General features: G+C 36.0%; 20 protein-coding genes. 11 read left to right on the plus strand and 9 right to left on the minus strand.

Annotated features, from left to right (window positions below; all coding sequences use genetic code 11):
• The first annotated feature begins 7 nt into the window (after positions 1 to 7).
• The 4 genes from J0M08_05435 (at position 8) to J0M08_05450 (ending at position 4,321) form a co-directional block, all read left to right on the plus strand.
• A complete protein-coding gene (locus J0M08_05435) occupies positions 8 to 1,207 on the plus strand; it encodes an NADH-quinone oxidoreductase subunit D (GenBank protein ID MBN8702483.1) in 1,200 nt (399 codons plus the stop codon).
• Positions 1,208 to 1,280: 73 nt separating this feature from the next.
• Positions 1,281 to 1,814: an NADH-quinone oxidoreductase subunit NuoE gene (gene nuoE / locus J0M08_05440; protein MBN8702484.1), complete on the plus strand. Its 534-nt coding sequence runs from the start codon at positions 1,281 to 1,283 to the stop codon at positions 1,812 to 1,814.
• Positions 1,815 to 1,895: 81 nt separating this feature from the next.
• Positions 1,896 to 3,242, plus strand: coding sequence for an NADH-quinone oxidoreductase subunit NuoF (gene nuoF / locus J0M08_05445; GenBank protein ID MBN8702485.1), 1,347 nt, complete (start codon positions 1,896 to 1,898; stop codon positions 3,240 to 3,242).
• Positions 3,243 to 3,367: 125 nt separating this feature from the next.
• Entirely contained in the window at positions 3,368 to 4,321 is a 954-nt protein-coding gene (locus J0M08_05450; protein ID MBN8702486.1) for a peptidylprolyl isomerase, read from the plus strand.
• Between the two features lie 226 nt (positions 4,322 to 4,547).
• Here J0M08_05450 and hppD read toward each other — a convergent pair whose 3' ends face one another.
• The 5 genes from hppD to J0M08_05475 form a co-directional block, all read right to left on the minus strand.
• On the minus strand, positions 4,548 to 5,708 hold the full coding sequence (gene hppD, locus J0M08_05455; protein MBN8702487.1) for a 4-hydroxyphenylpyruvate dioxygenase: 1,161 nt from the start codon (positions 5,706 to 5,708) through the stop codon (positions 4,548 to 4,550).
• Between the two features lie 123 nt (positions 5,709 to 5,831).
• On the minus strand, positions 5,832 to 6,989 hold the full coding sequence (locus J0M08_05460; protein MBN8702488.1) for a homogentisate 1,2-dioxygenase: 1,158 nt from the start codon (positions 6,987 to 6,989) through the stop codon (positions 5,832 to 5,834).
• Between the two features lie 116 nt (positions 6,990 to 7,105).
• Positions 7,106 to 7,684 (minus strand): N-acetyltransferase, encoded by a 579-nt coding sequence (locus J0M08_05465; GenBank protein ID MBN8702489.1) that lies wholly within the window; start codon positions 7,682 to 7,684, stop codon positions 7,106 to 7,108.
• 22 nt (positions 7,685 to 7,706) lie between these two features.
• The gene (gene purS / locus J0M08_05470) at positions 7,707 to 7,958 is read right to left on the minus strand and encodes a phosphoribosylformylglycinamidine synthase subunit PurS (GenBank protein ID MBN8702490.1); all 252 of its coding nucleotides are present in this window, start codon (positions 7,956 to 7,958) and stop codon (positions 7,707 to 7,709) included.
• 59 nt (positions 7,959 to 8,017) lie between these two features.
• A complete protein-coding gene (locus tag J0M08_05475; GenBank protein MBN8702491.1) occupies positions 8,018 to 8,773 on the minus strand; it encodes a CDP-alcohol phosphatidyltransferase family protein in 756 nt (251 codons plus the stop codon).
• Between the two features lie 94 nt (positions 8,774 to 8,867).
• On the opposite strand from J0M08_05475, the gene J0M08_05480 reads away from it, so the two are divergent.
• Genes J0M08_05480 through J0M08_05495 form a run of 4 tightly spaced genes read left to right on the plus strand, consistent with a single transcriptional unit; the run spans position 8,868 to position 17,478 of the window.
• A complete protein-coding gene (locus tag J0M08_05480) occupies positions 8,868 to 10,319 on the plus strand; it encodes an MBOAT family protein (GenBank protein ID MBN8702492.1) in 1,452 nt (483 codons plus the stop codon).
• 22 nt (positions 10,320 to 10,341) lie between these two features.
• Positions 10,342 to 11,247 carry a hypothetical protein gene (locus J0M08_05485; protein MBN8702493.1) on the plus strand — a complete coding sequence of 302 codons (906 nt, stop codon included), beginning with the start codon at positions 10,342 to 10,344 and terminating at the stop codon, positions 11,245 to 11,247.
• Positions 11,248 to 11,303: 56 nt separating this feature from the next.
• Positions 11,304 to 12,398, plus strand: a complete 1,095-nt coding sequence (locus J0M08_05490) for a PorV/PorQ family protein (protein ID MBN8702494.1) — start codon at positions 11,304 to 11,306, stop codon at positions 12,396 to 12,398.
• Positions 12,382 to 17,478, plus strand: a complete 5,097-nt coding sequence (locus J0M08_05495) for a hypothetical protein (GenBank protein MBN8702495.1) — start codon at positions 12,382 to 12,384, stop codon at positions 17,476 to 17,478. The genes J0M08_05490 and J0M08_05495 overlap by 17 nt, the downstream gene beginning before the upstream one ends.
• Before the next feature lie 4 nt (positions 17,479 to 17,482).
• Here the strand turns inward: J0M08_05495 and gatC are convergent, their stop codons facing one another.
• Together gatC and J0M08_05505 are read right to left on the minus strand one after the other, a co-directional pair.
• Positions 17,483 to 17,776: an Asp-tRNA(Asn)/Glu-tRNA(Gln) amidotransferase subunit GatC gene (gene gatC / locus J0M08_05500; protein ID MBN8702496.1), complete on the minus strand. Its 294-nt coding sequence runs from the start codon at positions 17,774 to 17,776 to the stop codon at positions 17,483 to 17,485.
• On the minus strand, positions 17,760 to 18,416 hold the full coding sequence (locus J0M08_05505) for a 1-acyl-sn-glycerol-3-phosphate acyltransferase (protein ID MBN8702497.1): 657 nt from the start codon (positions 18,414 to 18,416) through the stop codon (positions 17,760 to 17,762). The genes gatC and J0M08_05505 overlap by 17 nt, the downstream gene beginning before the upstream one ends.
• A 193-nt stretch (positions 18,417 to 18,609) precedes the next feature.
• Here J0M08_05505 and trpS point away from each other — a divergent pair, with 193 nt between their 5' ends.
• On the plus strand, positions 18,610 to 19,581 hold the full coding sequence (trpS, locus tag J0M08_05510; protein ID MBN8702498.1) for a tryptophan--tRNA ligase: 972 nt from the start codon (positions 18,610 to 18,612) through the stop codon (positions 19,579 to 19,581).
• A gap of 9 nt (positions 19,582 to 19,590) precedes the next feature.
• Here the strand turns inward: trpS and J0M08_05515 are convergent, their stop codons facing one another.
• Both J0M08_05515 and J0M08_05520 read right to left on the minus strand, forming a co-directional pair.
• On the minus strand, positions 19,591 to 20,199 hold the full coding sequence (locus J0M08_05515) for an inorganic pyrophosphatase (GenBank protein MBN8702499.1): 609 nt from the start codon (positions 20,197 to 20,199) through the stop codon (positions 19,591 to 19,593).
• The gene (locus J0M08_05520) at positions 20,192 to 20,818 is read right to left on the minus strand and encodes an NUDIX domain-containing protein (GenBank protein MBN8702500.1); all 627 of its coding nucleotides are present in this window, start codon (positions 20,816 to 20,818) and stop codon (positions 20,192 to 20,194) included. The genes J0M08_05515 and J0M08_05520 overlap by 8 nt, the downstream gene beginning before the upstream one ends.
• Before the next feature lie 48 nt (positions 20,819 to 20,866).
• Between J0M08_05520 and J0M08_05525 the strand changes: the two genes are divergently transcribed.
• Complete coding sequence (locus tag J0M08_05525) at positions 20,867 to 21,508, plus strand: orotate phosphoribosyltransferase (GenBank protein MBN8702501.1); 642 nt, start codon at positions 20,867 to 20,869, stop codon at positions 21,506 to 21,508.
• A gap of 118 nt (positions 21,509 to 21,626) precedes the next feature.
• Positions 21,627 to 22,025 (plus strand): hypothetical protein, encoded by a 399-nt coding sequence (locus tag J0M08_05530; protein MBN8702502.1) that lies wholly within the window; start codon positions 21,627 to 21,629, stop codon positions 22,023 to 22,025.
• Positions 22,026 to 22,028 lie beyond the last annotated feature (3 nt).

Genomic DNA, 22,028 nt, shown 5'->3' on the forward strand with positions numbered 1-22,028 from the left:
TTTTTTTATGATTACCGACAAAGAAATAAAAGAAAAAGATTACTCGATACTTAACCTTGGTCCCACGCATCCAGCTACACATGGTATTTTTCAAAATGTATTGAAAATGGATGGTGAGATTATAATGGAAGCAGAACCTACAGTTGGCTATATTCACAGGGCGTTTGAAAAGCTTGCAGAGCGCAGACCATATAATCAAATAACTCCAATTACTGATAGGTTGAACTATTGTTCTTCACCTATAAATAACATGGGGTGGCACATGACGGTTGAAAAGCTTGCAGGAATTGAGATTCCGAAGCGTGTGCAATATTTACGTGTAATAATTATGGAATTGGCGCGTATTGCAGATCATTTAGTTTGTAACAGTGTAATTGGTGTAGATACAGGTGCAATGACAGGTTTCTTATATGTGTTTCAAGAGCGTGAGAAAATTTATGAGATATATGAAGAAATATGCGGAGCTCGATTAACTACTAATGTTGGGCGTATAGGAGGATTGGAAAGAGATTTTTCTGAAACCTGTTGGAAGAAATTAGAGAAATTCATGAATGAGTTACCTGGTGTTTTAAAAGAATTTGAAAATCTTTTGATGCGAAACAGGATATTTATGGATCGTACAATTGGTTGTGGGCCAATTGCTGCTGAACGCGCATTGCAGTATGGTTTTACAGGTCCTAATCTTCGTGCAGCAGGAGTCGACTATGATGTGCGCGTAATGAATCCATATTCATCGTATGAAGAATTTGATTTTATAATTCCAGTAGGAACAAATGGAGATACATACGATAGATTTATGGTGCGCCAACAAGAAATGTGGGAGAGCTTAAGCATCATGAAGCAAGCAATTGAAAAAGTGAAGCAAATAAAAGATAAAGTATATCACGCGGATGTTCCTGATTTTTATTTGCCACCCAAAGAGGTGGTTTATAGCAGCATGGAGGCGTTAATATATCACTTTAAAATTGTTATGGGAGAAACCGTAATTCCTAAAGGTGAGGTGTATCATGCAGTAGAAGGCGGCAATGGTGAATTAGGATTTTATCTAATCAGCGATGGCGGCAGAACCCCGTACCGCTTGCATTTCAGAAGACCTTGTTTTATTTATTACCAAGCGTATCCTGAAATGATTAAAGGAAGTATGCTAAGTGATGCTATCCTAACTATGAGTAGTATGAATGTGATTGCGGGGGAATTGGATGCGTAAAATAGTTTAATGTGTTTCGTGTTTATGAGTTGTTTAACTCAAAACTCGAAGTTCAAAATAAGAAATAAAGTTTATGGAAATAAAATTTTCAAGCGAAGCCTTAGAATTGGTAAACAAAATAATTAAACGCTATCCAGAAGGGAAGCAAAAATCCGCGCTACTGCCGGTGTTGCATATTGCACAAGCAGAGTTTGGAGGTTGGCTGAGTTCACAAACAATGGATTACGTAGCGAGCTTATTAAAAATTCAACCGGTTGAGGTGTATGAAGTAGCGAGCTTTTACAGTATGTTTAATTTAAAACCTGTAGGAAAATGTTTAATAGAAGTCTGCAGGACTGGTCCTTGTTGGTTGTTAGGTGCCGAAGATTTAGTGAAGTATTTAGAGAAAAAATTAAACATAAAAGAAGGACAAACTACTGCTGATGGGATGTTTACATTGAAAACGGTTGAATGTCTTGCAGCGTGCGGAACAGCGCCTGTTGTGCAAATTGGAGAGAAATACCATGAGAATATAACATTTGAAAAAATGGATGGTATCTTAAATGAATGTCGTGCAACAGTAACAGAACCGGTATCCCATTGGGCAAAGGATAAAATAAAGGCGTAGAAACAATATTCCCTTTTATGTGGGAATGACAATAAGAATTGACAACTTGAAACAATAAACCCAAAACAAGAAACAAAAAGTATGGGCAAACAACTTTTGTTAGAAAATATAAATACACAGGGCATAGATACACTTCCTGTTTATAAGCAACATGGCGGATATCAAGCATTGGAAAAGGTTTTAAAAATGAAACCCGAAGAAGTAGTTGCTGAGGTGCAAAAATCAGGTTTAAGAGGTCGTGGTGGAGCCGGTTTCCCGACTGGCATGAAATGGAGTTTTATTGCAAAGCCTCCGGGAGTGCCAAGACACTTGGTTTGTAATGCAGACGAAAGTGAACCTGGAACATTTAAGGATAGGTTTTTAATGCAACACAAGCCTCATTTATTGGTGGAGGGTATGATTATTTCAAGTTTTGCTCTAGGTGCGAATACTTCTTATATATACATACGAGGCGAAATGTTGTATGTATTTCATATTCTGGAAAAAGCTATACAAGAGGCTTACGATGCGGGCTATCTTGGTAAAAATATTTTAGGAAGCGGTTTCGATTTAGATTTGTATGTTCATCCAGGTGGTGGAGCTTACATTTGTGGTGAAGAGACTGCATTGATAGAATCATTGGAAGGCAAACGAGGCAATCCTAGAATAAAACCTCCTTTCCCTGCTATTGCAGGTGTTTGGGGAAGACCAACTGTAGTGAATAATGTAGAAACAATTTCTGCTGTTGTACCCATTATAAATATGGGAGGCGATGAATACGCTAAAATTGGAGTTGGGAAAAGTACAGGAACAAAGTTGATTTCTGCTTGTGGACATATTAATAAGCCCGGAGTATACGAAATAGAGTTAGGTGTACCTGTAGAAGAATTTATTTATTCGGAAGCCTACTGTGGAGGAATAAAAAATGGAAAAAAATTAAAAGCCGTTGTTGCCGGAGGTTCTTCTGTTCCTATACTTCCAACGGAATTAATTTTGAAAACTGCTAAAGGTGAGCCGCGCCTAATGACATACGAAAGTTTGAGTGATGGAGGTTTTCAAACTGGCACCATGCTTGGCTCCGGAGGTTTTATTGTGATGGATGAAACAACAAGTGTTGTGAAAAATTTATGGAATTTTACTCGTTTCTACCATCACGAAAGTTGTGGGCAATGCTCTCCTTGTCGTGAAGGAACCGGATGGATGGAGAAAATCTTACATAAGATAGTTGAGGGGCATGGTACAATAGCAGATATAGATTTACTTTGGGATATACAAAGCAAGATAGAAGGTAAAACCATCTGTCCTCTAGGAGAAGCTGCATCATGGCCTGTGGCTAGTGCTATTCGTCACTTCAGAGCAGAGTTTGAAGATTATGTAAATAATCCATCTAAAATTAAAGATGTAAAGCATTATTTCAATACGCATAACCTGCAAGCAACAGAAGCATAGTTTCTCAAATTAGTTAAACACAAAAGCGCATCTTTCACATGAAAAAAGTAATTATATTATTAGTGGCAATTACATCTTTTAGTGTTGTTGCATCTAGTAAACCTAAAAAAATAAAACTTACCAAAATGGATAAAGAATTTCTACAAAAACAAGCAGACGGAATTTATGCAAAATTCGAAACTAACAAAGGAATTATTTACACAAACCTTGAGTTTAAGAAAACACCTTTAACGGTAGCAAACTTTATAGGACTAGCAGAAGGAAGTATAAAAAACAATATAAAGCCTGAGAATACACCTTATTACAATGGATTAAAATTTCATCGTGTAATTCCCAATTTTATGATACAAGGTGGATGCCCCTTAGGTACTGGCACTGGAGATCCCGGCTATAAATTTGCAGATGAAATTGACACTTCATTAAAACACAGCGGCCCCGGAATATTAAGTATGGCAAATGCAGGTCCTGGCACTAACGGATCGCAGTTTTTTATCACACATGTTGCTACACCTTGGCTAGATGGCAAACATACCGTTTTTGGACATGTAATTGAAGGGCAAGATGTGGTTAATAAAATTGTAATGAACGATACGATTATTAGTCTTATTATTTTGCGCAAAGGTAAAGAAGCAGAGGCATTTGATGCAAGCAAGAAATTTGTGGAAGAACAGGCCAATGCAGCAAAAAAAGCATTGGAAAAAGAAGCAAAATCAAAAGCTGCCGCAGAAAAATTAATGAAGGAATTTACCAATGTTACAGCTTCAGGACTTAAATATATCGTTTTAAAAGAAGGTACAGGGGCTACTCCTGTTGAAGGGAGTAATGTAAAAGTGCATTATACCGGTTCTTTTCTTGATGGAACCATCTTTGATAGCAGTGTGCAACGTGGTAAGCCAATTGATTTTGGATTAAATCAAGTTATTAGAGGCTGGACAGAGGGCTTGCAACTAATGAAGGAAGGCGCTAAATACAAATTTTACATTCCATACAACCTTGCCTATGGCGAACAAGGATACCCTGGTGCAATACCTCCAAAAAGCGATTTGATTTTTGAAGTGGAGTTGATTAAGATAAATTAGTCGTCCCTTAAAAAGTCGGTTTCACAAATTGATTATAAAACAAAAATCGCGAGATGAAATTTTCTAGCAGTTTTATACCGTAGTCATTAACCTATGCTTCCATAGGTTAATGACTCGTTTAGCTCAGAGACCACAGACTATTCATTTGAACTATTCAATAAGAATTTAAGTTTCGCTAGTATAGCTAACAAAATTTAGAAAATATTGGTAAAAAAACCTGCCTAACCTACAGCGTGCCTCTCTTTTCCTGCTCTCGTTCTATAGATTCGAATAATGCTTTGAAATTTCCGGCTCCAAACCCACGTGCACCCATTCGTTGTATAATTTCAAAAAACAAGGTAGGTCTGTCCTCTACAGGTTTGGTAAATATTTGTAGTAAATATCCTTCTTCATCGGCATCAACAAGAATAGCTAGTTTTTCTAACACGTTAATGTCCTCTTTCATTATACTCATGTGACTACCCAAACGCTTCGGTATTTCTTGGTAGTAAGCATGTGGTGGTGCTGATAAAAACTCTACCCCACGGGCGCGCAATTCAGAAACTGTTTTTATAATATCGTCTGTAGCAACTGCTATATGCTGCACTCCGGGGCTTTCGTAAAAATCTAAATATTCTTCTATTTGCGACTTCTTTTTTCCTTCTGCAGGCTCGTTAATTGGAAATTTAATTCGTCCATTTCCGTTGCTCATTACTTTACTCATCAATGCCGAGTATTCGGTATGAATTTGTTTGTCGTCAAACGATAAAAAGTTTACAAATCCCATTACATCTTCGTACCATTTTACCCATTGATTCATTTCGCCCCAACCTACATTCCCCACCATGTGGTCGATAAACTTCAACCCTGTTGGCGTTGGATTATAATCCGACTTCCAAGGCTTGTACCCCGGCATGAATGTGCCTTTGTAATTTTTTCGTTCTACAAAAATGTGTACTGTTTCGCCATAGGTATAAATGCCGGAGCGTACCACCTCTCCATGCTCGTCTTTTTCTACAGTAGGCTGCATAAAAGGTTTTGCACCACGTTTAGTGGTTTCTTCAAATGATTTAGTAGCATCTTCTACCCACAGTGCAATTACTTTTACACCATCTCCATGTTTTTTTAAATGCTCATTTATTGGCGAATCGCTCTTAAGCGGAGTTGTAAGCACCAGCCTAATTTTATCTTGAGCCAATACATAGGATGTTCTGTCTTTAACACCAGTTTCAAGTCCTGCATACGCAAGCGATTGAAACCCAAAAGCTGTTTTATAAAAGTGGGCCGATTGCTTAGCATTCCCCACATAAAATTCTACATAATCAGTACCAAGAAGTGGAAGAAAATCTTGTGCACCTTCGAATATTTTTTCTAATCCGTATTCTACGTTTTTTATTTCTTTTGACATCGTATAATTAGTTTGCATTTATTAGTAAGTGGTATGTAAGTGTGTACACCTTTCATATTGTATATTACCAAAAGTACTTATAACTTAAACATTCAACATTTTTAATTCTTAATTCATAATTCCCTACTCCACCCAGCTTTTATAGTATTTTCCATCATCAATTCCCATGGCAGCTTCCGTAACCATTAATGGTTTAAATGTGTCTACCATTACTGCTAATTCTTGCGTTTCTTTCTGACCGATACTGCGTTCCATTGCACCCGGTGCCGGCCCGTGCGGAATACCTTTTGGATGCAATGTTATATGACCTTGTTTAATATTATTTCTACTCATAAAATCACCATCTACATAATACAATACTTCGTCCGAATCTATATTACTGTGATTATAAGGTGCCGGAATTGCCTGTGGATGGTAGTCGTACAAGCGAGGGCAAAATGAACATACCACAAACGTATCTGTCTCAAACGTTTGATGCACCGGAGGTGGCTGATGCACACGTCCTGTAATAGGTTCGAAATTATGAATAGAAAATCCATACGGAAAATTATATCCATCCCAACCTATCACATCAAAGGGATGTGTGGCATACACCACATCGTGCAACATTCCTTCTTTTTTTACTTTAATAAGAAAATCGCCTTTCTTATCGTGGGTTTCAATGGTAACAGGCAATTTATAATCCCGTTCGCAAAAAGGCGAATGCTCCAACATTTGACCAAAATGATTGCGATAGCGTTTAGGTGTGTAAATTGGTGCAAACGATTCTAAAAACAATAAACGATTATCTGTGGAGTTGAATTCCATTTGGTAAATCATGCCTCGGGGAATAACAAGATAGTCGCCATATTCAAAAGGAATATTCCCCATAAACGTTTTTAGTGTGCCCGAACCCTTATGTATAAATAGCATTTCATCGGCATCGGCATTCTTATAAAAATAAGACGTGGTAGATTCTTGAGGTGCAGCCAACCCCAAATGAACATCGTTGTTTACAAGCAATGCTGTTCTGCTTTCTAAAAAATCTGCCTTAGGTTGTACTTTAAACCCCTCTAATAGCAACGCTTTAATGTTTTTTTGTATTGCAATTTTAGGACTTACATCCTTCGAGCCAAGAATTTCTTTTACCTGAGTTGGTCTGTGTACATGATACAACAAAGACGACATGCCACTAAATCCTTCTGTACCAAAAAGCTGCTCGTAATAATGTTTGTTGTCTTTACTTTGAAATACTACATGGCGTTTTTGAGGAATATCTCCCAATTTGTGGTATATAGGCATATTTACTTTGTATTAAAAAACAATTTTTTGATTGAACTGTGAACCAAAAAATAATTTTTATGTATACCTAAATTTACTAATAAGAATATGATTTTTAAAGATAAGGGACGGAAATATTAGCTGATTTTTGTCACTTTACCATTCTCTAACTTATACTTTTGTTTGCTCTCAGAACATACTGCTACTCCATCTTTATCAAAGCTTAGGCGATGCCCATATTCGCTCATCCAACCGATTTGTTTAGCAGGATTGCCTACAAACAAGGCATATGCGGGAACATTTTTAGTAACTACAGCTCCGGCACCAATAAAGGCAAACTCTCCAATATCATGTCCACACACAATAGTTGCATTTGCGCCAATAGTAGCACCTGTGCCTACATGCGTTTTAGCATATTCGCTTTTTCTATTTACTGCGCTGCGCGGATTTATTACATTGGTAAAAACCATAGACGGACCCAGAAACACATCATCTCCGCAAGTTACTCCAGTATAAATAGAAACATTGTTTTGCACTTTTACATTTTTGCCCAACACTACATCCGGAGAAATAACCACATTTTGACCAATGTTGCAATTCTCGCCAATAGTGCAATTAGGCATAATGTGCGAAAAATGCCAAATCTTTACACCTTTTGCTATTTTACAACCTTCGTCAACTACGGCAGTTGGGTGAGAAAAAAAAATATTTTCCATGAAAAAATAATTTAATACGTACTTATATGCTACCTATCGTGTAATCGTAGCTTTCCATAATTTGATTTGCCAATAATTTTTTACACGCTTCGTCAACTTTAGCTTTTGCAGTGGCTTCGTCTGTGGCATCGATTTCTAATGTAATATGTTTACCTACACGCACATTCTCAATCTCTGCCAATCCAATATTTTTCATACTAGATGTAACGGCTTTGCCTTGTGGGTCTAACAGTGCTTTTAAAGGCATTATATTTATTTCAGCTTTAAACTTCATATGGCTACTTGTTTTTAAATTGTGCTATAAGGGGTTTTCAAGTTTATTCAAGGCAGCAACTATTGAGTGGGCTTTTTCTTCAAACCGCCAAATACTAGAGATAGTAATATGTACAAAGGCACCACCAAAAGCAATCCTATATACTGGAAGAAGGCAATAAGTATAATGGAAGATACCACCAATATGTATTGTGGCTTGTTGTCGGCAAATGAAAATGTTTCCATTTTAAAAGAGAACATACGAATGTTTGCAACCAACAAATATGATAAAAACACTACCAACACCAACAGAAAATAAGGATTCAAAACAGCCGAATTAAGCAGCCATTCATTAATATTTGTTGGATTCTCAATTACTAACGGGAAAGACGCTATTAACAACGTATTGCCGGGAGTAGCCAACCCAATAAATGTTTTATGCTGACGAGTATCGATATTGAATTTAGCCAAACGCCATGCAGAAAATAGTGTAATTAAAAAGGCAACGTACGATAGTTTTGTATAAACAGTTCGTGCTTCTAATGACATATTCTCTTGAATAGATTGGTATATAAGGGCTCCGCCAATTAATTTAAACATAATAACACCCGGAACAAGTCCAAAAGAAACCATGTCAGCAAGTGAATCCAACTCTTTACCAATGGGACTATTTGCTTTTAATGCTCTAGCCATAAAGCCATCTAAGAAATCAAAAATTAGAGAAAAGCCTACACAGTAGGATGCTCCAACCAAATTATTATTTAGTGCAGCAACTGTAGCAATGCAGCCAAACAAGAGATTTGCAAGAGTAAAAAAATTGGGAATATTATTTCGCATCGTTAATTTGCTATTTAAGCTACAATATAAATAATCTTATCTAAAATTAACATAATCTAATTCAATAATATAAATTTACCCCACAAATTAGCCAATGTTATTCAACTCCATTCATTTTATTGTATTTCTACCCATTGTTTTTATGCTGTATTGGAGCATAAAGCATGAATGGAGATGGATATTGCTTCTCATTGCCAGCTATTATTTTTATTTAAGTTGGGAGCCTTGGTTTGGGTTGTTACTATTAGGCACTACAATCGTTGATTATTATTCCGCAATAAAAATTTACAATACTCAAGACAAACACAAAAAGAAAATTTGGTTATCTATAAGCCTAACAGCCAACTTAGGATGTTTGGCTTATTTTAAATACAGTAGTTTTTTTTACAATTCGATTATTGACATTGTAAATATGACATCAGGCAAAGGTCTGGAAAGTATATCCAGCATTATACTTCCCGTTGGTCTATCCTTCTATACATTTCAGTCTATTAGCTACACAATAGATGTATATAGAAGCGTAAACAAACCCGAAACTAATTTAGCTCGTTTTGCTTTATACGTATCGTTTTTCCCCCAACTGGTTGCAGGGCCTGTAGAACGTTTTTCGCATTTAATGCCTCAGCTGTACGAAAAAAAAGAATTTAATTATTCAGATTTTGGAGAGGGAATTAGACTCTGCATTTGGGGATTCTTTAAAAAACTAGTAGTAGCTGATAGGTTAGCCACTTTTGTTGACCCCGTGTTTAACGATGTAGAAAATTACTCCGGATTAACATTTTTAGTTGCGGGCTTTTTCTTTGTGGTGCAGCTGTATTGCGACTTTTCGGGATACACGGATATAGCAAGAGGTGTAGCAAAGTTCTTTGGCTTTAGCCTACTTATTAATTTCAATCGACCTCTATTGTCAACATCTATACGAGATTTCTGGAAGCGCCATCATATTTCTATGACAACGTGGTTTAGAGACTATTTATACTTTTCTTTGGGTGGGAATAAAAAAGGATTTACAAAACAGATAACAAATATATTTATAGTATTCTTAATTAGTGGCTTGTGGCACGGGGCCGGTTGGAACTTTGTTTTGTGGGGATTTTTTCATGCTTTGTTTTTTTCTTTAGAATTAATCGTGTCGAAGTTTTCGTTTTATAAAAAAACAACCACTGCTCAACATTCATTATTTAACACCCAACGCTTCTTAGGTTGGATTTATTTTTTATTAGTGCACTCCATTACATTAATCTTGTTTCGCACCAAGAGCATTCATGATATACACTTTATTTTTTCTTCGTTGTTTTCTTTTTCCCATTTTGATGCCATCAACACACTTAACCAACTCCTATCTATAAATACAACGTTTCCTTTGTTTGTAACACTTACCGTTGTTTTATTTTTATTTAGCGCTGACTTTATATCCGAAAGAATTGAAAAAAAGGGATATACTATACCCAACTTTTTACTTATTGCATATTACTTAGTGCTTACAGTAGCTATATTTATTTTAGGTCAATTTAATGCAAATGAATTTGTCTATTTTCAATTTTAAATCTTTTGTACTATTAGTCATTATGGCTATTCTACTGCTTTTTGCAGCTAGAGAAGCTATTTATATTGGCATTAGAAAAAACGAAATTGGAGAATTCGATAAGCTAAATACCATCTTTATAAAGAAAAACAATTTTGATGTTCTGTTAGTTGGCTCATCAAGAATGGAATCGCATGTGCACCCCGGAATTATCGATTCTGTTTGCCATACATCGAGCTATAATATTGGAATGGATGGTGGCTCTTTGCCTTTTGTTTACGGTGTTTTCAAATCGTATTTAGTTAATAGCGCTACCCCTAAAGTAGTAGTGTTTAATATTGATATGCACTCGTATAGTTTGAAAAAAATTGTAATTAATCGCTTTCCTCGCTACTTCCCTTATTTAAAAAACAAGGAACTACATACTGTATGTAGTGCACTAGATGAACGCTTCCCCTATTTCAAGTACATTCCAATGTACAGTCTTCCTTATTTAAATGACACGTATCTTAATGCAAGCGTAAGAGGTTATTTTGGGAAGAAAAGCGAATTTGACAAGGCATTTTATAAAGGCTATGTTCCTATTCCACAACAATTACATCAGAACGTAGATACGGTTACCTATAAAATATTTGCTTCGCCTACACAGCCTATTATCTTCGAATCCTTCGACTCTACCATAGCATTGTGCAATAAATTAAACACTAGGCTAGTGTTTGTTATTTCTCCCATGTATTACAAAGGTTCCGTGGTGGTAAGTAATTTGGCAACTCTAAAAAAAGAGTTTATGGCAAAAGCGGCAGAAAAAAACATCCGATTCATTGATTATTCAACAGATACAATGTGTTTTAATCCTAGTTTTTTTGCAGACCCTTACCACCTAAATACAAAAGGCGCTTATGTTTTCTCGACAAAACTAGCCTCTGATTTAAAGCAATATTTAAAGTAAAAAAGCGTTTTAGTAATTGTTTTGCAATTACATAATCTATACTTATATTAATGTCTATGAATTACATTCATTTGAAGAGATTTACATTTTCGCTTTTAGTATGCACATCGACTATTTTATTTGCACAAGCACCAAAATACAGTAATGAATTTTTATCTGTAGGGGTTGGCGCAAGAGCACTAGGCATGTCGAATGCAGTGGTAGCCTCTGTAAACGATGTAACATCGGGATATTGGAATCCGGCAGGACTTGTGCACATGAATAGCAACGTACAAGTGGGGTTAATGCACTCCGAATACTTTGCGGGAATTGCAAAATATGATTATGGCAGTTTTGCCTTTAAAATAGATAGTTCCAGCGCAATCGGATTTAGCCTAATTCGTTTTGGTGTAGATAATATTCCCAACACTACCGAACTTATTGATGCGCAAGGCAACATTAATTACGACAGAATAACAACATTCTCCTCTATTGACTATGGGTTTCTTGTTTCTTATGCACGCAAACTAAAAATAGAAGGACTTAACCTAGGAGTAAATGCTAAAGTGGTAAGGCGCACAGTAGGTGATTTTGGTGGAGCTTGGGGATTTGGCGCAGATGCTGGAATACAATACAACAAAAACAAATGGTTATTCGGATTAATGGCAAGAGACATTACCACCACTTTTAACGCTTGGAGTTACACCCTATCCGACCAAACAAAAAACACATTTGCTTTAACAGGAAATGAAATACCGGAGAATAGCTTAGAAATTACCCTTCCAAAACTAATTTTAGGAGTGTCCAAAAAGTTTTCTTTTTTTACAAATCGCTTTTCTGTAGCTCCAGAAGCAAACTTGATGTTTACGTTTGATGGCAAACGAAACGTGGTAATAAAAAGTGATTTTACAAGTATAGACCCGACTCTTGGATTGGAGATGGATTATCAGAATTTGATATTTTTCAGAGCAGGAATTGGCAATATTCAACAAACTACAGATGTAACCAATAAGTCCGTTACTACGTTTCAGCCTAATATAGGGGCAGGTGTAAAAATAAAAGGCGTTACGCTTGATTATGCACTTACAGATATTGGAGATAGGTCTATCGCTTTATATTCGAATGTGTTTTCGTTAAAAATAGATATTAATAAGCGTGTCAATAAAACATAATTACTTTTTAAAAAACATAACCCTATTTATTCTTTTTGCTGCAAACGCTGCATTATCGCAGCCTTATGGCAACGAGTGGATAAATTATTCGCAAAAATATTACAAAATAAAAGTTGTAAAAGATGGAGTTTACAAACTAGACTCTACCACCCTTGCAAAGTCTGGATTTCCTGTTGCGACAATCGACCCAAGAAACTTACAGCTCTTTGCAAGAGGCAAGGAACAACCCATGCACATTGTAGGACAGAACGATGGTAAATTTAACACAAACGATTACCTACTTTTTTATGGTGTACGCAATGATGGTTATTTAGACTCCGCATTATACTTGGGCGGAGCAGCGTCTCAACCAAACCCCTACTACAGTTTATATAATGATACGGCTATTTATTTTTTAACGTATAACTCATCACTAACCAATAAAAGATTTGCGCTAGAAAGCGACATTACTTTTTCTTCATACACTCCCATAAATTATGTTTGGAAAAAAGAGGTTAGTTATTTTAGTGCATTTTATTTGGATGGTGCTACCAATGTATTTAACAGCACGGACGCAGAATTCACAAATAGTGAGGGATGGTTTGACACAAGAATTGACTTAAATGTTACAAGGAGTTACAATCTTCCTACAAATAATATTTACACACTTGGGCCAAATGCATCAGTTAAAACACTAGTTGTTGGTTCGAGTAATTTTGGCGCACTAAACCCCGACCACCATGTAGAAATAACAGTTGGCGGGCAAATGCAGGATTCTACGTTTGAAGGTTATGTTCCTGTACCTTTCACATTTACTATTCCACCGGCAAATTTAACCACAGTACAAACAACTGCTATCGTAAAAAATGTTGATATTTGGGCTACTCCAAGTCTTTCTGTTACAGCATCGTTTGTTGTACCTTATTTTTCCATTAACTATCCACACACGTTAGATTTTGAAGGGAAATCTTTGTTTGATTTTCATGTAAAAGACAATCAAACGCAAAGCAAATCATACATACAGGCTACCAATATTCCTAACGGCAATTACTGGCTATTTGACATCACAAACCAAAAAATTATTTCGTATTCTTTCAATGGTGCTACCTTACAAGCATTGATCCCTAATAGCAATAACGAAAAGCATTGTTTGTTAATAGACCAAGGGAATTTTTTTAGTGTTGATACACTTCTCACTGTAAGTAACAACGGAACGTTTACCGATTTTACACAATTGGCAGTCGATTCGGCTTATCTAATTGTAACACACAAAAGTTTACTTTCGGAAGCCAACAACTACAAGCAATACAGAAGTATGGATCCGAATGGAGGAAATTACAACGTAGTAGTTGCCGATGTAGATGAACTATACGACCAATTTGCTCATGGGATTGTAAAAAATCCATTGTCTATCCGAAGATTTTCGGAGTTTGCATACGACACATGGAATAGCCCGCCTAAGTACTTGTTTTTAATTGGGAAGTCAGCTTGGGTAAATTCAAATAGTAGTGGGCAAAATGCTAGAAAGTACGATGCCAATTATTATGCAACATTGGTGCCAAGTATAAACAATCCTCCGTGTGATAATTTTTTCACAATGAAAATGAATGGTTCGGGATACAAAATGCTTATTCCAACCGGTAGATACGCTGCCCGAACGCCCAATGAAGTTGACATTTATTTAGACAAAGTTAAAGAACACGAAAGTGCTCAACCTGACGAATGGATGAAAAACATTTTGCACTTTGGCGGAGGAACCAATAGTGGTGAATTGCAGCAATTAAAAGGCTATTTAGATGGCTACAAAACTATTGCAGAGGATACAATGTTCGGAGGCATCGTAAAAACATTTTCAAAAACAACATCTGCTCCTATTCAAATAGCCATTACAGATTCAATAAAAGGGTTGATAAATAACGGGGTTACGCTTATGACGTTTTTTGGGCACGGTGGTGCGCAAAATTTTGACCAAAGCATAGATTTACCACAAAACTATAACAACAAAGGCAAGTACCCAATGCTGGTTGCAAACTCCTGTTATTCGGGCAATATACACATTGCCGTTACAGGACTTCCCTCCCTTGGCGAATCGTTTGTTATTCTTCAAGACAAAGGCACTATCGGTTTTTTAGGAACCATATCTCAAGGTATTTCAACCGGGTTAGATAATTTTACCAGTAGATTTTATACAAATTTTTCTAAAAACATGTATGGTCAAAGTATTGGCAATATTATCCAAAAAACCGTTGATTTTCTAGAGCCAATTTCCAACTTCGATCCTATCACAAAAGCAACGTGCATGGAAATGACACTACATTGCGACCCTGCTATAGTTTTAAACTCTTGGCCAAAACCGGATTATAAAATAAGCAACAGCAATGTATACTTCGACACTAAAACAAATCCTGACTCCATTAAAGTATATGCCATTGTAACAAATGTTGGCAGAGCCATTAGCGATTCTTTTTACGTAGAGTTTACCAGAAAAAAACCAAACGATTCTTTGGAAACAATATACGTGTATTCCCCATCTACCCTATTTAAAGACACCCTATCTGCATCTTTTGCAATTGGTGCAAACGGATATGGTGTAAATAAATTTATAGTAAAAATAGACCCCATAAATATTATTGATGAATTAGTAGAAACAAATAATTCAACCAATCCGGAAATAGAATTACTGGTATCAGGACGCATTGCTGTTCCAATATATCCATATAATTATGCAGTAATACCAAATGATACTGTTACTCTAAAAGCATCGTCATTAGACCCGTTAGCCCTGTCCACCAAATATATATTTGAAATTGATACAACACTAAATTTTTCAAGCCCATTTAAACAAGTTGGTGTGCTTATTAGTACTGGTGGCGTGTTAGAATGGACTCCATCTATTACACTTAAAGATAGCTCTGTTTATTTTTGGCGTATATCTCCAGATTCAATAGATAATACTGGCTTCCAATGGAGAACATCGTCTTTTCAATACATACAAGGCAAGCACGGTTGGGGACAAGCAAATTTCTCACAATACAACAACAACGAATATGAATTTATTAAACAGATTCAACCAACAAAAGAGTTTGATTATTTCGGCAACTTTAGCACACTATTAATTAGAAATGCCGGATACTGGAACACCTCACTATCAATTACTACCTTTATGATAAATGGGCTTGTAGCAGCACCTAGATCATGTTTGTTTGCAGGCACAGGCGGTGTTGCTGGAATTAATTTTGTAGTTATTAATCCTAAATCAGGCAAGCCTTGGAATACCGGCCCGAATACAACAAACGGAAGAACCGGGAAGTACAAAAACTATGTTTTCCCGGGAGCTTGTGACAATAGAAACACCTTTGATTACTGTACAAAATCAGGCCCAGTTGATTCTGCAGGAGCTGTAATAATAAGAGGCCCAAGCTATTGGAGACAAGCCATACGAGACTTTATAGACTCTATTCCTAATGGACATATTGTGTTGGCATATACAATCCCAGAGCTTGCCGGGGCTCGCCAAAATCACTACTTAAATTTAGACACTACGTTGTATAGCTCTTTTGAAAAATTTGGAGCAGGACTCGTAAGAACAGTAAACGACACAACACCTTATTTGATTTCGGGTGTAAAAGGTGCAGCTATAGGGAGTGCGACTGAAATAGTTGGAGCAATTGCAAATACTGCCTATACGCTAACAGACACTTTTTTGACTAACTGGAATGAAGGCTCTATTACTTCTACATTGATTGGACCGTCTAAAAACTGGAAATCATTGCATTGGAGAGAGAAATCTATTGAAGCAATAGATAAAGATAGTGTAATGTTAAACGTAATTGGCGTAACAGCAAGCGGAACAGAAAACAACTTAGCTAGCTTCCCTCCGGATTCGGCAGATGTATTTAACCTTGGAGCGTATGCTAATGCAGCTACATACCCATACTTAAAGCTAATATCCTATATGAAAGATGATAGTTTTAGAACTCCTTCTCAATTAAAACGTTGGCAAGTATTGTACGACCCTTATCCGGAAGCCGCAATAAATCCAAAAATAAACTATGCGCTACATGATAGTATGGTACAAGAAGGTGCAGACATAAGCCTCAGTTTAGGAATTGAAAATGTAAGCGAATTTAATTTTGTAGATAGTTTTGCAATAAAATATTGGGTAGAAGATAGAAATAGAGTAAAACATATACTCCCTGGAAAAGTTTTAAAGCCGCCTTTCAACGGATTGACTTCCTTTATTGATACCATAAAAACAAGTACATACAATTTTTCAGGTAACAATAATTTATGGGTAGAAATAAATCCGTTGGCAGATGTTAACTACCAAGAAGAACAATATCATTTTAACAATTTGATACGAGTTCCATTTAAAGTACAGGCAGATAAAATAAATCCTTTGCTAGATGTAACATTTGATGGATTACACATCATTAATGGAGATATTATAAACCCAAGACCAACTATTATAGTGCAAGTAAAAGATGAGAATAAATTTTTAGCACTTAATGACACCAACGATTTTGCCCTTTTTCTAAAAAAACCTTCTTCATCAAATTTGCAAAAAATATACTTTGATAACGGGATGTCTTTTACTCCAGCATCCTTACCTAGCAATAGTTGTAAGATTACCTACAACCCAATTTTAACAGAAGATGGTATTTATGAATTGCTAGTACAAGCAAAAGACAGATCAAAAAACCAGTCCGGAAAAAATGATTACAAAATACAATTTGAAGTAATACAAAAATCAAGTATTACAGAGGTGATGAATTATCCTAATCCATTTTCTACCTCCACGCGATTTGTGTTTACATTAACCGGAAGTGAAGTGCCTACCGATTTTAGAATACAAATTATGACTATTACCGGCAAGGTTGTTCGAGAAATTTCGCAAGCCGAACTAGGACCAATTCGCATTGGTAAAAACATTACCCAATATGCATGGAATGGCAAAGATGATTTTGGAGATCAATTAGCCAATGGAGTATACTTGTATAAAGTAATTACCCGCTTAAGCAACGAAAGTATTGAGAAGCGTGCCACCGATGCTGACCAATACTTTACAAAAGGTTTTGGGAAAATGTATTTAATGAGGTAGTTTGTTATTTTTTCTCTAATACTTTTGGCACTTTAAAATAATCAGAATCTTTTTTAGGAGCATTCTTCAGAGCATCATCTTGAGTAATTTCTTGTTTTATCTCATCCTCACGCAAAACATTTACATCCTCATTGATATATATTAATGGCTCTACATTTGTAGTATCTACTTGATTTAGTTTTTCTACAAATGCTATCATCTTAGTTAAATCCGTTTTCATTTGTTGTTTTGAAGAATCGTTAAACTCTAACTTGGCAAGCTCTGCAATTCTATCAATTAAATCATTCGTTATTTCCATGTTGTTGTAAATCGGTTGCAAAAATTGTGTGTACCTTATTCAGCAAAGGTAATAAATCTTCCTCTGTTAATCCTTTTGTATCAATTGGCTTGTGAATAATTGCCTTTGTAAACCCAGGTCCACCTTTGGCTTTAAAAAAGCCTCCACTTTGCATGCGTTTCCAATTGTCTATAAATGTTATTGGAATAATCGGAATCTGTTTTTGTATAGCAAGCCTAAAAGCTCCCTTTTTTAAGGGCAGAAGCTTACCTTCTCGGTTGAATGTGCCTTCCGGATAAAGAAACATACTATTGCCTTTATCAACCTGTTCTGCTGACTGCAACAATGCCTTGTGCGACTCGTGTTTATTTTTTCTATCAACCAAAATATTCATTCTCTTGAAAAATATATTAAACAACGGAATCTTCTGAAGCTCCTTTTTTCCCATGTACGAAAAATATTTTGGCACCACAACATAACTAATTACAATATCGATATAGGAAGTGTGGTTAGCACAATACACCACCGGACCATTTATTGTATTCCAATCTAAATACACTTTTTTTTTTATAAAAATACCATTGGACAGTAGTATAAATTTAGCCCACATCCGTTTCAAAGAAAAAGCATAGCCAAACCACTTTTCGTTAGAAAGCAACACAAAGAAAACTGGATATAATAGAATAAGTCCTATTACGAATGTAAGGACGAAATACGCCTTCCAAATTGCACGGGGTAATATCAACAGGTATCTCACTACCTACAAAAATACAGAAAACCTTTTATTATACGGTTATTTAAAACTGATGAAATTCGGATACCTCTTTAATCATTATATTTACAAAAATTTTAGTATGGCTCGTATATTAACAGGAGTGCAAAGCACAGGAATTCCGCATTTAGGCAATGTTTTAGGCGCAATACAACCGGCTATTGAGTTGTCTAAAAATCCGGCAAACGAATCGCTTTTTTTTATTGCTGATTTACATACACTTACCAGCGTTAAAAATGCAGAAATCATAAAAAACAACACGTATTCTGTTGCCGCAACTTGGTTAGCATTTGGATTCGACATTAAGAAAAATTTATTTTATCGCCAATCGGATGTTACCGAAGTATGCGAATTAATGTGGCATTTAAGCTGTTTTACGCCCTATCCCATGTTGGCAAATGCGCACTCATTTAAGGATAAATCGAATAGACTGGCCGATGTAAATGCCGGACTATTTACCTATCCAGTTTTAATGGCAAGCGATATTCTTTTATACGATGCCGACTTTGTACCCGTTGGCAAAGACCAGTTGCAGCATCTTGAAATGACGCGCGATATAGCTAAATCATTCAATCATCAATATGGAGAAACTTTGATATTGCCTGAAGCCTTGATAGATGAACGAGTGATGATTGTACCTGGAATAGATGGTCAAAAAATGAGTAAATCGTACAACAACTACATCAATATTTTTTTGCCGGAAAAAGAGCTCAAAAAAGTAGTACTATCTGTGGTAACAGACAGCAAAGGACTTGAAGAGCCTAAAGATCCTGAAACGTGCAACGTATTTGCGTTGTATAAACTTATTGCAAGTGTTGATGATATTGCAAAAATGCGTGACAATTATCTGCGTGGTGGTTATGGTTACGGACATGCCAAAACAGCCCTTTATGAACTACTACTCGAGCGCTTTAAACACGAGCGTAGCGAGTACAATAGATATATGAATGATTTGCACGAATTAGACAATCAACTAAAAATTGGTGCAACCAAAGCGAAAGCAATTGCAAATCAGGTATTGCAAAGAGTAAGAGGGAAGATTGGTTATTTATAAAAACAAAGATTACATCAACATATAGTCTTCTCTGCTTTTTTCAATTACTTGCAAAGCCTCTTCTTTAGCATACACAGCATCAATTACACAAGTTGGAGTAGTTTCTCCGGGAATATTTTTATACGTTAAAAAGTAATGCTTTAGTCTATTAATAATTGATTCAGGGCAATCGGAAAGTGTTTCAAAATTGCCATACACATCATCTCCGTATAGCACTGCAATAATTTTATCATCGGCCTCCCCTTTATCTATCAACCGAAAACCTCCTATTGGTTTTGCCTTCAGTATTATATCGCCATGAGAAATAATGCGTTCCGTTAAAACACAAATATCTAACGGGTCTTTATCTCCGGATTCTATAATCCTTTTACTTCTTTCGGAAGCATATTTTGCTACGTTAGCGCCACAATAGGTTTGAGGAATAAAACCATATAGTGAAGGAATAACATTAGAAAATTTTTGAGGTCTATCTACTTTTAAATACCCACTTTCTTTATCAATTTCGTATTTAACTGTGTCGGATGGAACTATCTCGATAAAGGCAGTAACAATTGCCGGAGCATTTTCTCCTATAGAGATTCCGTGCCAAGGATGTGATTTATGTTTATGCTTATTCATTTTTCTTTTTATTAACGTATGCGTTCATTACCTCGCCAATAGACAAAAAGGATTTGGAGATTACATCCTCCAATTGTTTTTTCTCGACCCATTTTACTTCCGAAATCCCCTCTTCTAATTGAGGCTTACCTGCATTTACACCTTTATACTCCATCGTAAACCAATACGTTTTTTTTATAGCCTTTGTCTTCCCAATAAAATAAATATGGTGTGTAGTAACCAACGCTGAGCGTATTACAACGGGAGCAATTCCACACTCCTCTTCTACCTCTCTAGCAGCGGCCGTTTCAACATCTTCTCCTTTTTCAATTTTACCTTTGGGCAAATCCCATTTACCGTTTCTAAAAATAAATAGAAGTTTGCCTTCCTTATTTTTCACAACACCCCCCGCAGCCTCTACAACCTTAAATAGCGAGCAAAAATCAGCATATAACTTATTTACATCCGATGCACTTACATACAAACTAGTTACTTCTTTGTTGAACAGCACCATGTCTATCAATATTTTTAATGCTGACTTAGAATCATAACAAACATACATACTTCCATCTTCTAAATGAAGATTGGCAGCTTTACCTACCAAGTAAATACATTTAGTATGAAAGTAAATTTTAAACATTAAAAATATGTTTTGGTAAAAGTACTATTTTATTTAGGTTTGTGTTCTATGAATATTAACGATGTTACCTCCCAAAAAATTGCGCAGCACTTACTACAAATAAAGGCTATTCGGCTGCAGCCCAACAACCCATTTACGTGGGCTTCGGGGTGGAAATCGCCTATTTACTGCGACAACCGAAAAACGCTTTCATACCCTTTAGTAAGAACTTATATAAGACAACAGTTTGCAGATGTAATAAGTTCGAAATATGGAAAACCGGATGTTATTGCAGGTGTTGCAACAGGCGGAATTGCAATTGGCGCTTTAGTAGCGCAAGAACTTGGCTTACCCTTTGTATATGTGCGCTCGGAAGCGAAAGTACATGGACTAACAAACCTAATTGAAGGTGTTATTGAAAAAGGACAAACGGTAGTTGTGGTAGAAGATTTAATATCAACCGGCTCAAGTAGCCTTAAGGCAGTTGATGCACTTAGAGCAGAAGGATGTGATGTAAAAGGAATGGTTGCTATTTTTACCTACGGATTTAAAGTGGCAGACCAAAATTTCAAAAAATCTAAATGCGAACTATACACTTTATCCGACTACAATATTCTTATTGAAGAAGCTGTAAAAGCCAAATTTGTATCTGAAAAGGACTTGGATTCATTAAAAGCATGGCGCCAAAGCCCAGACAAATGGGAAAAATAGCGAAACAATAAGAATTGAGAATTAAGAATTAAAAGCAAAGAATCAAGAATTGATAGTCAGCTTACTCCTTGTGAATATATAACTATCCTACAATTAAATACATACCAAACTCATAAAAATGAAAATAGAAAGCGATAAAGTACTAGTTGAAAACACAAATGATAAATTATTTACTTACCTAAGCGATTTCAATAATTTTTCACAATTAATGCCTGCACAAGTTACCAACTGGAAATCTACTGCAGACGAATGCTCGTTTACGATCAATGGACTTGCTACTGTTGGAATGAAGATTATAAATAAAGTCCCAAATGAAGTAATTAATATCGTTTCAGGAGATAAAACACCGTTTAAGTTTACACTCAACATTCACCTAAAACCGCAGGATGGTGGCGCAAAAACAGAAGGGCAACTTTTGTTTGAATCGGACTTGAATCCTATGATGAAAATGATGGTAGAAAAACCATTGACCAATTTTTTTAATATGTTGGCCCAAAAAATGAAAGACATCAAGTAGTAG

It is taken from the genome of Bacteroidota bacterium, assembly GCA_017303975.1.
GTDB lineage: Bacteria > Bacteroidota > Bacteroidia > JAFLBG01 > JAFLBG01 > JAFLBG01.